At 68.7% G+C, this 12,922-nt stretch carries 18 protein-coding genes; 7 read left to right on the top strand and 11 right to left on the bottom strand.

The genetic code is table 11. From position 1 onward, the window contains the following. Positions 1-58 precede the first annotated feature (58 nt). The 7 genes from OG494_RS43775 (at position 59) to OG494_RS43745 (ending at position 3,407) form a co-directional block, all read left to right on the top strand. The gene (locus OG494_RS43775) at positions 59-1,279 is read left to right on the top strand and encodes a helix-turn-helix domain-containing protein (protein WP_328449017.1); all 1,221 of its coding nucleotides are present in this window, start codon (positions 59-61) and stop codon (positions 1,277-1,279) included. A gap of 67 nt (positions 1,280-1,346) precedes the next feature. Next, entirely contained in the window at positions 1,347-1,661 is a 315-nt protein-coding gene (locus tag OG494_RS43770; protein WP_328449015.1) for a hypothetical protein, read from the top strand. Further along, a complete protein-coding gene (locus tag OG494_RS43765; RefSeq protein WP_328449013.1) occupies positions 1,658-2,020 on the top strand; it encodes a hypothetical protein in 363 nt (120 codons plus the stop codon). The genes OG494_RS43770 and OG494_RS43765 overlap by 4 nt, the downstream gene beginning before the upstream one ends. Next, entirely contained in the window at positions 2,007-2,261 is a 255-nt protein-coding gene (locus OG494_RS43760) for a hypothetical protein (protein ID WP_328449011.1), read from the top strand. The genes OG494_RS43765 and OG494_RS43760 overlap by 14 nt, the downstream gene beginning before the upstream one ends. A 169-nt stretch (positions 2,262-2,430) precedes the next feature. Continuing rightward, complete coding sequence (locus OG494_RS43755) at positions 2,431-2,832, top strand: DUF6941 family protein (protein WP_328449010.1); 402 nt, start codon at positions 2,431-2,433, stop codon at positions 2,830-2,832. 4 nt (positions 2,833-2,836) lie between these two features. Next, on the top strand, positions 2,837-3,073 hold the full coding sequence (locus OG494_RS43750) for a DUF4258 domain-containing protein (protein ID WP_328449008.1): 237 nt from the start codon (positions 2,837-2,839) through the stop codon (positions 3,071-3,073). Position 3,074: 1 nt separating this feature from the next. Further along, a complete protein-coding gene (locus OG494_RS43745; RefSeq protein ID WP_328449006.1) occupies positions 3,075-3,407 on the top strand; it encodes a DUF2283 domain-containing protein in 333 nt (110 codons plus the stop codon). 99 nt (positions 3,408-3,506) lie between these two features. Here OG494_RS43745 and OG494_RS43740 read toward each other — a convergent pair whose 3' ends face one another. The 11 genes from OG494_RS43740 to OG494_RS43690 all read right to left on the bottom strand — a co-directional run bounded on the left by OG494_RS43740 (position 3,507) and on the right by OG494_RS43690 (position 12,911). After that, a complete protein-coding gene (locus OG494_RS43740; RefSeq protein ID WP_328449004.1) occupies positions 3,507-3,842 on the bottom strand; it encodes a hypothetical protein in 336 nt (111 codons plus the stop codon). Beyond that, positions 3,839-4,231: a hypothetical protein gene (locus OG494_RS43735; RefSeq protein ID WP_328449002.1), complete on the bottom strand. Its 393-nt coding sequence runs from the start codon at positions 4,229-4,231 to the stop codon at positions 3,839-3,841. The genes OG494_RS43740 and OG494_RS43735 overlap by 4 nt, the downstream gene beginning before the upstream one ends. Before the next feature lie 13 nt (positions 4,232-4,244). Next, positions 4,245-4,895, bottom strand: a complete 651-nt coding sequence (locus OG494_RS43730) for a hypothetical protein (RefSeq protein WP_328449000.1) — start codon at positions 4,893-4,895, stop codon at positions 4,245-4,247. After that, positions 4,892-6,100, bottom strand: a complete 1,209-nt coding sequence (locus OG494_RS43725; protein WP_328448998.1) for a hypothetical protein — start codon at positions 6,098-6,100, stop codon at positions 4,892-4,894. The genes OG494_RS43730 and OG494_RS43725 overlap by 4 nt, the downstream gene beginning before the upstream one ends. Beyond that, positions 6,100-7,260: a hypothetical protein gene (locus tag OG494_RS43720; protein ID WP_328448996.1), complete on the bottom strand. Its 1,161-nt coding sequence runs from the start codon at positions 7,258-7,260 to the stop codon at positions 6,100-6,102. The genes OG494_RS43725 and OG494_RS43720 overlap by 1 nt, the downstream gene beginning before the upstream one ends. 12 nt (positions 7,261-7,272) lie before the next feature. Beyond that, a complete protein-coding gene (locus OG494_RS43715; RefSeq protein ID WP_328448994.1) occupies positions 7,273-8,148 on the bottom strand; it encodes a phage distal tail protein in 876 nt (291 codons plus the stop codon). A gap of 1 nt (position 8,149) precedes the next feature. Further along, positions 8,150-10,774, bottom strand: coding sequence for a hypothetical protein (locus OG494_RS43710; protein ID WP_328448993.1), 2,625 nt, complete (start codon positions 10,772-10,774; stop codon positions 8,150-8,152). After that, entirely contained in the window at positions 10,738-11,439 is a 702-nt protein-coding gene (locus tag OG494_RS43705; RefSeq protein WP_328448991.1) for a hypothetical protein, read from the bottom strand. The genes OG494_RS43710 and OG494_RS43705 overlap by 37 nt, the downstream gene beginning before the upstream one ends. 19 nt (positions 11,440-11,458) lie before the next feature. Continuing rightward, positions 11,459-11,788 carry a hypothetical protein gene (locus OG494_RS43700; RefSeq protein WP_328448989.1) on the bottom strand — a complete coding sequence of 110 codons (330 nt, stop codon included), beginning with the start codon at positions 11,786-11,788 and terminating at the stop codon, positions 11,459-11,461. Between the two features lie 29 nt (positions 11,789-11,817). Further along, entirely contained in the window at positions 11,818-12,207 is a 390-nt protein-coding gene (locus tag OG494_RS43695) for a hypothetical protein (RefSeq protein ID WP_328448987.1), read from the bottom strand. A gap of 95 nt (positions 12,208-12,302) precedes the next feature. Continuing rightward, a complete protein-coding gene (locus OG494_RS43690; protein WP_328448986.1) occupies positions 12,303-12,911 on the bottom strand; it encodes a hypothetical protein in 609 nt (202 codons plus the stop codon). Between the last annotated feature and the right edge of the window lie 11 nt (positions 12,912-12,922).

Genomic DNA, 12,922 nt, shown 5'->3' with positions numbered 1-12,922 from the left:
AGCCGGCCAGCTCCCGGGGGCACGCGGAGAGGTCGACTCCGCGAATGAGGTGGTCTACGTGACCGAAGACGACGCGCTGCCCGTCGGCAAGAGAATCAAGTTGTACCGCGAGCGCGCGGGCATGTCCCGCCCGGTGCTGGCCGGTCTGCTCGGCAAGTCCGCCGAGTGGCTGAAGGCCGTCGAGACCCTGCGGCTCCAGACTCCACGGCTCCCGATGCTGCTGCGGATAGCGCAGGCGCTCGAACTCGACGACCTGGCCGCGCTGACCGGCAACGGGCACGCCGTCCCGGTCACGGTTTACGCCGGGCACCGGCACGCCGCTCTCTCGGCCGTGCAGTCCGCGCTCACCGAGTACCGCGTCAGTGTGACGCCAGATCCCGTCTCCCTCGCGCACCTCGCCGAGCGGCTGCGCGTCGCCTGGCTCGTCCGGCACTCCTCACCCGACCACCGAACGCAGCTCGGCACACTACTGCCCGGCCTCATCAGCGATGCGCAGAACGCCGTGCGCGGACTCCGTGGCGACGAGCGGCGCGAGGCCCGGCGAGTGCTCTCCGGCGTCTACCAGCTCGCCGACTTCTACGTGGCGTACCAGCCGTCTCCGGAACTGGTGTGGATGGTCGCCGACCGGGCGCTGACCGAGGCACAGGAAGCGGACGACCCGTACGCGATTGCCGGGGGCGCGTGGGCGATGGTCCAGGCACTCCGAGACGCCGGGCGTTGGGACGAAGCGGTGTCACTGGCGACCGACGCTCGGCGGCAGCTGCTGCCCTACCTCGACGGGGCGCCTACTGACTGGCGAGGAGTGGCCGGCGCCCTCGATGCGGAGATCGCCTACGTTCACGCGCGGCGCGGCCGCCACGGTGAGGCCTGGGCGCACTGGGAATCGGCCGAGCAGGTGGCGCGCGGCCTCGGTGCCGACTACCGACACACGCAGACGTCGTTCTCCCAGAGTGTGATGAAGGCGCACGCGGTCACCCTTGGCGTGGAGCTGCGCCGCGTCGGCGAAGCGCAGAGAGCAGCCGATGCCCTGGACCCCGTGCTGATCCCGTCGTTGGCGAGGCGGAGCCGCCACCTGATCGAAGTCGCCCGGGTGCACGCGCTTCAGGGCGACCCGGCCGCCGTTCTCGCCACTCTCGACCGGGCGCAGCGGGTGGCGAGCGAGACGATCAGCTACAACGGCTTCGCCCGCGACATGCTGGTGGACCTCTCGAAGCGGCCGCCGACCGGGGAACGGGCTGCGGTGCGCGACCTCAGCCAGCGGGTCGGCCTGGTCGCCTGAACCGCTGATCGAGTGAGGGTACAAACCGTACCTGTCCGGAGTTTGCGCAGGTCATAGCGTCTGTCGCGTGACGGCGCGCGATGGTGATCAGCCCTTCCCCGACGAGGGCAACGAGAGCGGCCCGGTTCCGCTTCAGGGACAGGCCGCCGACGAACACGCCCCCTCCGCGCCGTCACGCCCCAATCAGTACGACGTGTTCAACCGGGCGGCCGACGCCGGGAACGTGTGGGTGAGTGGCCTCGGCATCGGCGCAGGAAGCGCGGACGTGAACGTCGTGGATCCCGAGTGGTGCGGCGGTAGCGATCTCGCGCGTGCGTTGTTCTACGCCCATCTGGGGACCGGTGTGTACTCGGTCCTCAATGCACGGTTGGTGCGCTGGTGACCGCGCTCGACGACCGGCCGTTGACGCACACCCCGTCGCCGATGCTGAACCGGTGGGTGTGGCACCTGTTCGAGGCCGACGGGTGGGCCCACCTTTATCTCGTCGCCGAGCTGGCGAATCGACGGCTGGAGCTGTTGCGCCCGTGGTGCCTACTCGGCGCCCCCTTCCCGCTGGAGCACGAGCGGTCGAACATCGACCCTCAGCCCCTGTTGATCCTGCGGCGCAACTGCTCGGGTGTCTGCCCGGCGTGCTTGGCTCACGAATGGGCCACCGTCCCGCACCCCCGAGCGGGAACGCTCGTCGTCGGCGAGTTCGTCGGCGACCTGGTCGAGGTGGTGACCAACGATGCACGCGCGTGACCGCGAACTGCTGGCTGGCCTCGCCGCGACCAACCAGGAGATCGGCGCAGTGACGCTGCAGCTGCTCACGCTGCAGCCTGATGACGCCAAGTACGCCGCTGCTCTACGCCACCTCGGCCGGGATCTGGTGCGGATCGGCGCCGAGATGGCCGCACGCGCCGGCGAGCTCGACGGCCAGGTACTCGATCCTGCCGCGCTGCTCCCGACAGCTGAGCAGCTTGACGAGCCGCCGCCTCAGTGAACCCCGGTCGGTGTGTCTGCCTCCCATTGTGCGGGCGCACCGGCCGGGTCCGTAACTCAGCAGCTTGGGTCGTGCCAGCACGCGTCCCAGACTCACCATCTCCCAGCCTCATCGGTAACGTTCGAGCAGGTTGGTACGACTAGGTGTGACGCGACCGGAAGGAACCCTCGTGGCAAGACTCGATGCAGCGACCCTTGCGGAGTTCGCACGTGTCGATGCGAGCGGCCTGCTGACTGTGGTCGGAGGTGGTTTCACCGAGGTCACGGCGATAGGCCCAGCTGGGCAAATGCCACTCACGCTCGCCTTCAGGGTGGTCGTGGGCGAGGACGAAGAAACTCCGAGCTTCACCGTGACCGCGAGCCCGCCCGACCGCAGCTATGTGATCAACTTCGAAGGCCAGATTCCAGTACCCGAACAGCCGAAGGTCATCGAGGGCGAGTACAGCGTTCAGGCGACCGTATCCCTACTGATGGCGGTAGCCGAAGAGGGTATCTATCGGGTGAACTTGAAGCTGTCGACCGGCGATGAGCGTGAGCTGCGGTTCCGGGTCAAGCTGACGGTTCCGGGCTGATGCTATGCGCTTGATCTTGACGACCCATGCGCGAGAGCGCATGAGTGAGCGCAACATCACAGAAGACGACGTGAACAAAGTCTTGGCAGGCTACGTTGAAAGAGTAGAAGGCGGCGCAAGCGTCCGCTACAAGGGCGTCGGCGCGACACGGAACGTGATGCTTAAGGTGTGGATAGTAGCGAAGTCGGACATACCCGGCAAAGTCAAGGTCGTCAAGAGCGTCGCGTGGGAAGGTGAGTGAGATGGCTGAACCGTCGTTCTCAGTTGAGATCGATCAGGTCGCCGAAGCTGCTTACGTGCGCTTCAACCAGCACGATGTCGTTGAGACCAAAGAGCTGGCCGATGAGATCAACGTGGACCTCGACAAGCACGGGATGGCCGTAGGCATCGAGCTGCTCGACCTGTCCGCACCGATTCCTCTGGACAAGATCGCCCAGCACGTCCACGTCGATAGCCGCGTGCTCGCGCTGCTGGAGAACATCGCTCGAAACCAGACGCGGATGCAGGCGGGAACGAGCGCCTCGGCGATCAACTGGCCCTTCGAGACGCAGCCGTTCGTAACTGCCACCTCGTAACTACCCCGAGACGACGCAAAGAGCCCCCACAACCTGCCCTCGGGCAAGTGGTGGGGGCTCTGCACTACACGTCGATGGACTTCGCCACGCATCAGGACGTCAGGGAACCTCAGGGAGGTAGAGCGGCGGCGGATCGGCGATCGTGCCGCCGAGACGGCGGAGCTGGTCCACCACGTCCTCGTCCCAGCGGTGGTGCACGCGCAGCACGTCGTCGTGGCGCCGCTGAGTCGTGCGTACCTCGCGCAGCTCGGTACGCACTTCTTTCAGGTCGTCGCCGAGATCCCGGTTCGACTCGGCTGCGGTCTGCACCAGCACGGCCGCGGAGTCGGCGTTGACCTTCCGGGTATCGGCCCGCGCCCGGACGATGTCGTAGACGGCTTTCGCGACCGCGCCGACGCCGCCGGCCCCGCCGAGCCACGTCAGCATGTCCGTCATCGCAGCGCCACCTTCCGAGCGCGGGAGATCTGCACCGCCCGCCACGCCGCGGCCGCGGACATCGCGAACAGGAACAGGCAAAAAGCCAGTGCCCGGACCCCGGTGGTCCCCAGCCCCCAGCAGCCGTAGGCGAACCCGACGCCGGCGAGCCCGGTCAGCCCGGCCCGCTCCCAGAGCACGCCATTCACGGTGGCCGCGCGGATGATGCCGGACAGCGCCACCGAGCACGTCACCAGCCCGACGGCGAGGAAGACGTGACCGAAGGGTGTCGGGTAGCCGCGCAACGTCGTGGTGGCCACCGAGTCGAACGCGACCAACCCGGCCACGCAGTACAGGCCGAACGCCGCGACGATCAGTGTCTCGAATGGATTGCGGGTACTCGTCATCACGAGAGCCCCCCTTTCACGGTGAGGTGGTGCCGGCGAAGTACGCCTGTGACAGCGCGTAATCCGCGCCCAGCACGGCAAGCGGGGTGATCGCCACGGCATTGGAGTTGCCGGTGTTCGCCGACACCCAGCCGTAGAGATCGATCGTCATGAAGTGCCCGAGACTGCTTTTCGGTACCTGTACCGAAAAGGGGCCGTTGAGCAGATTTCCCGTCGAGCTCACACCGGTTGAGAGCGCGACGGTCGGCGTGGTCCAGGTCCAGCCGGTGACGGTGTCGACCAGTTTGGCGTAGGTCGATCCGGTCAATCCGGTGACGCCACCGGAGGACACCGTGAAGTTCCACGACAGGTAGAAGCACGAGTTCAGCTGCACCAGCTGCCCCGAGTACAACGGGATAGCCGAACCGGCCCCGCTGTAGACCAAGCCCGGCTGAGACGGGTACATCGGCACCTGCGTGAACGGCCTGGCCAACCCGTACTTCGTCGCCGCGTCCGTCGCAACAACCAGCGTTCCGGCGCCGTCGTAGAGGCTCACGACGGCGCCGGAGTTGTCGGCATTGGGCAGCACGGTGAAGTCCGGCACGCCGCCGTGCGCGACGGAGAACGGGTACTTCGACTGGCGTCCCTGTTCGTCAGCCTGGCGCTGTTGCCGGTTCAGCTTGTTCACCAGGAAATCCGGTGACCCGGGGCGTTCGATCGGTGGGTTCGCAACCACTCAGGACCCCTCACCGCTTGCAGCTGGTGCAGCACCTTGTCCCGCTCGGGGCCGTTCGAGACGCCGAGGATGCGGTAGGAGTACTTGCCGTTCTTCAGCCAGTGATGGTTCTTCACGCTGTAGTCGGCGAAGTGCCCTGGCAGGTACGAGCCCAGCCGCGGCTCGGCGTCGGCAAGCACGGTGGCCTGCCACTGCTCGGGCTGCGAGTTGTACAGGGCCACGTCCGCCGTCGCCCAGCCATCCAAAGTGGACTGATCGGACGCCGAGGTGTGCCCGGAGTCGACCATGTCCAGCATCGGCCACCCCGCGGTCGTCAGCGCGGTGGCGGTGGCGTAGCCGTAGAGCTGACCGGCCTCGTTCCCGGTCCCCTTTACGAACGCGGTGTTCGCCTGGTCCGAGCCGTCACCAGCGATGTCCAGGCGTACCAGGCTCGATCGGTAATCGAACAGCAGCGGCACGCCCGGCTGCACCAGGTAAGGGTCCCCGATCAGCATCCGGTGCCGGATGTACCGCAGCCCGCCGACCACGGTGAGGTACGGCTGGAACAACACGTCCGGCCCGCCGTCGACCTGCGTCAGTTCCTGCAGGCGCTGGCCGACCATCGCCATCTCGTAGCCGTAGTAGCGCCGGAAGTTGGTGCCGGCGGCCGCCGGCGTCGGCAAATCTACGGGGAGCGCTGAGCCAGGCCGGTACGTCATCGACGTGGCGTGGTAGACGATTCCGCGAGCGATGTTCGGCAGGCTGTCGGTCGTGTACACGTCCGCCGACGCATCGGTGATCCGCGCCGCTGCCGGGTTCCACGCCAGGTTGTGCAGCACCCGGCGGTTCAACAGCTCCCAGAAACCCTTACCGGACACCGTGTGCTCCGGCTTGTCCGCGGCCGGAGCGTACGGAATGATCGGCCCGGCCTGGCACACGACGTCCGCCGGCGCACCACGCCCGCGCACGATCGCGACGGAGAACCGCCACGGCACGCACCACTCCCGCACCCGTGCCGTCTTCGCGCCACCCTCGAGCGGGACGGTGATCTTCCAGCCGCCGACGTCGTTGATCCGCGAGGACCATTCCGGCTCGGCGCTCAGGTCGAGCTCGAAGAGGACCCGGCCGGTGACCGTGTCGTAGGCCAGCGCGGTGTAAGCGCGCTCGGCGGTGGTCATTACAGCCCCGTCCACTTCATCTGGATGCGGTTCGAGTCCAACGCCACGTTGGTGGTGAGGTTGCCCCCGGACGCCTGCCACAGCCACACCGCGAAGGTGTCTCCCGCAGCGAATCGTTTCTGGCCGGCGAACTGCAGTTGAAGGGCGGGCTGGCCGCCGCCGATGCCGGTGTAGTCGTTGTTGCCACCGAACCGGTACGCCGTCGCTGAGGTGGTCGACAGGACCGCGGCCCGCTCGAAGAACCCGTTGCCGGACGCGCCGTTCCACCGTATCGTGCCGGTGATCGACCACGTGCCCGCGCGGTTGACCGTGAAAACTCCGCCCGAGTAGGAGATGTAGGGCGAAGACTCGACCGCGGTGTCGAACGTCATGCGAGCATTGGTGCTGGTCGCGACGGTCTGCGCGGCGGTCTGCGAGTACTCGGCGTAGCCCGTGGCACCTGGCACGATGCGCTGCCAGTTGCCGGCGCTGTCCTTCACCTCAAGCACGTCGGTGGCCGGGTTGTAGCGGTGGTCGCCGACGCTGCCCGCCGTGTCGCTGTCGCCCTCGAGCAGCGCGCGCGTCGCGCCCAGCACACCCACCGAGCGGCGCAGCCGGGTCAGCGTAATCACGCCGCCGGTGGATACCTGGGCCCGCGCGAGCGGGATGCCCACACCTCCGCCCGAAGTCGGGAACGACGTGTACACGCCGAGGCTGTTCACCGAGATCGGGTCGGCCGGAACCGCGCCCGGCGTACCGGTGATGATCTCGATGCGGCACGGGTTGCCGTCCGGTGAGGTGTCGCCCTGCGTCGAGTCGTACCAGCGCATCACCACGATGTCGTTGCGCGGGTTCGACGCCGGCGCCGGGTCGCACGTCACCGACGCCGCGGCGGTCAGCCAGCCCTCGTACGGGCCCTGGCCGGAGCGGTGCGCGATCGCGCTTCCCGGCGCGACGCCCATTGTCAGCCCGGACGTGACCGTGACGAGCAGGTCGGTGAACCGGGTGTTGGCTACGTCCCACGTCGTCGGCAGGACACCGGAGCGGGTGCCGTTCATCGGCGTGGCGTCGTTGTTCTGGTAGACGGCCTGGAGCAGGGCGCGGCCCTGGCGCGCGTTGTTGACGCGCGAGCCGCCAGGCATCGCGGACCAGAAGCCGGTCGCTGCCGCGTTGGTGGGCATTCGGGCCCCCTCTCAGTTGTAGGCGTGCTGCCAAGTGGCGGTGACGGTTCCCGCGCCGGTGCCGGAGAACTGGACGGTCACCTGGCCGCCGGGCGGAATCTCGATCCACTGCGCCGAGGCGAGGAACCCGAAGCGGTCGACACCGTTGAGCGCGACCGAGCGGGTGAACGGGCTGGTGTCGATCACCAACGTCTGTCCCGTGTCGACGGTGCCGGTGTAGGCGATCACGTCGCCGGTGGCCGGATTGGTGAACGTCGGGTTGGTGAGCGGCCCGGTGACGGTGAAGACGGGCCAGCTCGGCGCGGTGCCGGGGTTGCTCAGCGAGAGCACACCGCCGTTCCCGCTGCTGCCCCAGTCGAGGCCGCCATTGGCCCAGTCCAAGCCGCCGCTGCCCCAGTCGAGGCCGTCGGTAGCTGTACCGATGACCGTGAACGGCCCGGCCGTCTGTACCGAGCTGTCCAGCCAGCGTGGATCCGCCGCGTAGAGCGGCAGCTGCCAATCGAAGCCCTGCGCGTCCGCCCAGCCCTCGAGCCTTACCGCGGCCGAGTCCAGCTCGACCAGCAGCTGCCGCGTCGAGATGCCGTCGGCCTTCACGAGCGCGAGCTCCGCGCCGTCCGGGAACAGGCCGAGCAACCGGTCTCGCGCCGCCACAGCGCCTGCGAAGTCCGGCGCCTGGCACCAGCCCTGCAAGGTGTCGGAGCGGGCCGCCAGGTATGAGCGCGCGCGGTACGCGCCCATCCCGAACGGCCGCTCCGTGGTGTGGACCTTCCTGCCGGCACCGCCGTGCAGGGTCTGCGCCGTCACCACCCACCGGCAGCCGTAGTCATCGTCCACATTGGCCGACCAGCTGCCGATCGAGTACACCGGCAGGATCACCGAGGTAGGCACATCAGGCTCCCCTCATGACCCAGCCGAGCTCACCCGATACGGCCGCAGCGACCGCGTAGGGCTCCATCGCCGCGGTGTGCACCGTGATGTTGTTGACGACTCCGCCCCCGCCGGCCATCGCCGGACTCCGGCCCATCCGCGCGTTCGTCTCGTCGAGCAGCCGCTGCGAGCGGGCCGAGGACGGGTCGAGCGGGATGTAGGACTCCGGGACTCGCAGGTTGTCCCCGACGACGCGCCACGTGTTCGGCGGCACGATCTGCGCCATCGACGACATCGGAGTCAGCCCCTCGAACCCGCCGCCGGCGAAGAACTTGAGGATGTTCCCCTTGGCGTTGGGCTTGAGAAGCCCGCCCTCGGCCAGCCCGAACGTCGAGGCGCCGCGGCCCGTCGTGGAAGGCGGGATGTAGACGCCCTGGATGTACGCGGTCCGGGTGCGCGCCGCGTTGTTCAGCGATGCCTCGGCCGCACCGACGTCGGCCCGCGCGTGCGTCTCCGCCCATGTGCCGTCGGTGTTCTGCTTCCACACCCGCACCGCGCCGGTCGCGGTGTTGATATCGGCGTACGTGCGCGTGGTGGCGCCGGTGGCGTCCGTGGTCGACTTCCACTGCCGCACCAGGTTGTTCGCCGGGTCCGGGTTCGTGTAGGTCGTGGTGTTCCCGACGGTGGACGTGGTGACGTTCTTCCAGTTGGTCACCGCGTTGTCGGCGGGGCTGGTGTTGGCGAAAACCGTTGCGGTGGCGTTGCTGTTGCCGACCTGGTCGAGCAGGTGCTGCGCGGCTGCGCGGCCCGGCTCGGTGTCGGCGAACACCGCGAACTTGCCGTTCGGCATCTTCACGACCGTCATGCCCAGCTCGCCGAGCGCACGGATCGCCGGGTCGGTCAGGGCATCCATCGTGATGCCCTTCTCGTCCGGCACCGCGGCGAGCTTGGTCTGGATGTCGGTCAGCTGCCGCTGCGTCTCGGTGTCGCCTTCGAGGCCCAGCTGCGTCACGACCTTGTCCGGCAACATCCCGTAGTGATCAAGGATCTTCCCGATCTGAGTGTCGTTGAGCCCGAGCTGGCGCAGCTGCTTCTCGAACTCGCCCCGCATCGCCGCCAGCTTCGGCGTGATCTCCGCCGCCGGCGTACCCGCGTCCTTCAGGGACTGCGCGTAGCTGGCAAAGTCGGTCACGCCCTTCTGGACAGTGTCCTGCAGCTTGGACCCGGCCTCGGTGACCGTGTTGATCGAGCCCGAGACGTCCACGAGATCCTTGGCGTGAGCCCTGATGTCGAGGCTCTTGAACGCGTCGCCGATGCCACGCAGGTCGTCGTTCCACGCCTGCAGGGCTTCCTCGACGCCGGGCGTCTGCCCGGCCAGCCGCAGCATCACCTCGATGATCGCCTGGCCCTTGGCCGCCACATCGCCACCGGTGGTGTTGAGCGCGGCGAACGCCGTCTCCAGGTCCGCCGTGGCCGCCTTCGCCGCGTACATCGCCGGGGTGGTGCCCCGCGCCGCGATGGACTCGACCAGCCGAAGGCCCGATTCCAGCTCGGCGGCTTTCTTCGCGCCGTCGGCCGACGCACCCGCCTGCGCGTTGATCGCCCGGACGTTCTGCAGGGTGGTGGCCAGCTCGGCTTTCTGCGCGTCGGTCAGGTCGAGCGACGCCATGCGTGTGGCGGTCATCTTGTCCACCACGTCCGCGGCGTGCCCGCCCTGCTGCATGAAGGCGTCCGACAGCTGCAGCACCATGCCGGTGACATCGCCGCCGTGCTGGTTGGCCTGCACGAGCCCGGTCAGGTAGCTGCGGAAGTGGTCGTTGACGGTCTTCAGCGCGTCCGCCTGGCCGAGGCCGGCCGCCGACACCGTGCCCATCGACACGCCGAGGCGGTCATTCGACAGGAAGGCGTTCTTGTCCGACAGCGCCTTGAGCGCGGTCTGGCGGACGTTCTCCCCGATGACGCCGTTGTCCCGGCGGTACGCCTCGGTCATGTCGTTGACCGCCTGCGTGTGCTGCGCGGCCCGCGCGGCGGCCTCGGCCTGCTTCTGCCCGAGAACGCCGAGGATCAGCCCGAACACGCCGACGGCCGCGGTGACCGGGGTGACCCCGGCGACGAGTCCGCCGAGGCCGGTGACGAACTTGTCCCGGAAGCCGTCGGCGGCCTTGATGTCCTTGCCAACGCCTTGGAACCCGGCGCCGACGTCGATGCCGAACCGGCTCGCGATCATCCCGGCCGCGGTCAGCGACCCGGCGAACTGCCCCACTTGCGGCGGCAGCATCGAGATCAGCGACAGCAGCAACCGCAGCATCGTGACCGTGCCAGTACCGGTGCCGGTGAAGCCGGACAGGAACCCGATCGCCGCCGAGCCCTCCGACGTCATGTCGTTCAAGCCGCCGGTGACCTGGTCGACGATCACGTGCAGCATCGACAGCGGGCCGCTGCTGCCGTTGGCCAGGTTCGCGAACAGCGTCCCCAGCCGCGCCTCGAGCAAAGCGACCGTCGAGCCGAAGATGACGAAGCCCTGGCGGGCGCCCTCACTCCCCTGGGACGCGTTGGTGAAGAACAGGCTCAGCCCGGTGCCGGCCTGGGATGTCAGCCTGTGCAGGCCCTTCAGTGCGGGCTCGGACGCCTCCACGGCGGTGACCACGCCCGGCATCGCGTTCTCGCGAAGTCGGTGGCCGCGCCGGTCAGCTCTCGCACCGCCGGGGCGGACGCGGCCACGCCGGCGCGGATCTGCGGGGCCAGCCGGTCCCAGGCGTTCCCGGCCGAGTCGATCGCGGTGACCGTCTCGTTCTCCAGCACGCCCGACAAGCCACGCAGGTCGGAGCTGGCGTGGTTGGACAGGTCCTGGACCTTGGTCTGCACACGGTCCGAGGACAGCGCCGCGTACACGCCGAGCGCCGCGAAGCCGCCGGCCACCAGCGCCAGCGACGCCGTGGCTCCGGCCGCTCCGGCCGCGGCCGCCACCGGCAGCCCGACCGATAGACCAGTGAACTTGAGCGCGTCGAACTTCGCGTTGGCTCGAGCGGCCGAGCGACCCAGCTCGTCCTCGGCGCCCTTGCCCGCCTTGCGCGCGGAGTCGCGTGTGGCCTTCTCGTCCACCTCCGGCTTGATGACCGGCTTTGTCTCGCGCTCGATCTTCTCTTTGACAAGCTTGGTGTTCTTCGGATCCTTCAGCGCGGTGCCGAGCGAGACCGGCTTTTCGCCCTCGATCTTCGCGCGGATGCGCTTCTCGTCGCCGGAGGTCTCATCCTTCAGGTGGACCTCGACGTACGCGCCGGCCAGCTTGAAGTCGCCACCAGGTGCGGTCACCGCGTGCCCCCTCCCCGGCTCAGCCGAAGTCGAAGACCCCGGCCTGGTTCACGCCCAGCGGCCCGTACTCACGGGTCCGGTTCAGCGCCTTCAGCTCGTCGGCGGTGTGCGCTCTCACGGGCGCCGCCGGGACCGCTGCGGGCCGGACGGACTGCGCGGGCGTCTGCGGGGCAGCGGCGGGCTGTTCGGCCGCGCGGCGCATCGCGTGCCTGACGGCGCCGTCGTAGAGCGCGAGCCGGACCATGCGCGGCAGGAACACCGCAGCGGGCAGCTGGTCCAGCTCGTCGACCCGGTGGAAGACCGACATGTCGCTCAGCACGTCGTCGAGGTGCTCGAAGAACCAGCCCACGGCCGAGAGCCGCTCGTGCCAGGCGTCGGTCAGGCTTTTGGGCCCAGCACCCCGTCCGGGAGAATCCGGTCCACCAGCGCGTTGAGCACCTTCTCCCACGCAGCCGGCGTCACGGTCTCGCACTCCTGCAGCGCTTCCCACGCCTCGTCGGTGAGCAGCTTCTCCGCCGCGAACGCCAGCGCCTCGGCCTCGCCCTGCTCGGTTGCGATCTTGTACGCCTTCATCGACCACGACGGCGGCACCCGCTTCGGGATCGTGTACGTGATGCCGCCAACGGTGAACAGCGGCTCGCGGTCGGCGACCAGCTCGGCGACTTCGGCCTGGGCCGCGGCGTCGTCGAGCACGATGCCGAGATCGGCGGCCGGCTTCGTCACGGCGCGCTTGCGGGTGGACGTCTTGCGGGGCGCGGATGCGGCCATGGTGCGGTCCTCCTGACGGGACAAGGGGAAAGTGGGGCAGCCCCGCCCCGCACGCCGTCAGGTGCGCGCGGAGCGGGGCTGCGTCTGGTGGTGGATCAGGCCTCGACCTCGTCGATCACCCGGAACGGACTGATCGACTCCGAGACGAAGAACGTCTGGAACTCGGCGGCGAGCGCCTGCTGGTTCGCCTTTTCCCAGTTCAGCGCCGTGTCACCCGAGGGCAGCGCCTTGCGCAGGATCACCCGGCGCTTCAGCGACCGCGAGCCGTCGGTGACGTCCGGGCCGAGGCCGTCGACCATCAGCGTCCGGTACGGCGCGCGGTTCGCGGTCTGCCCGGCGTTCAGGTCGGACGTGGCGTAGCCCGCGCCGGTCGGGCCGGCGGTCATGTTCCACGCGTAGGCGAGGTTCACCCGCGTCATCTCCGCGAAGTTCACCGTGGCCTTGATGTCGCGGTCGGTCAGCCGCGCGCCGAGCTTGTCGACGAGCTGGTCACCGGTGAGCGGCGTCCACGTCGGGCTGATGTTGACGCTGGTACCACCGAGCGTGATGCCCGCGTCGTACCAGGCACTCGCCGCCGGTGCGATGTTCACGTCGGCCAGAGCCGGCTCGTAGGACAGCGTCGGGTCGAAAGCGTTCTTGTAAAAGTACAGCCGGGCCGGACCCATGACGAGGTTTCCGGGCACCAGACCGCTCGTGTCAGCCATAAGGCACTCCA

Source organism: Amycolatopsis sp. NBC_00438, assembly GCF_036026695.1.
Taxonomy (GTDB): Bacteria; Actinomycetota; Actinomycetes; order Mycobacteriales; family Pseudonocardiaceae; genus Amycolatopsis.
This window is presented reverse-complemented; position numbering and strand designations above follow the sequence as displayed.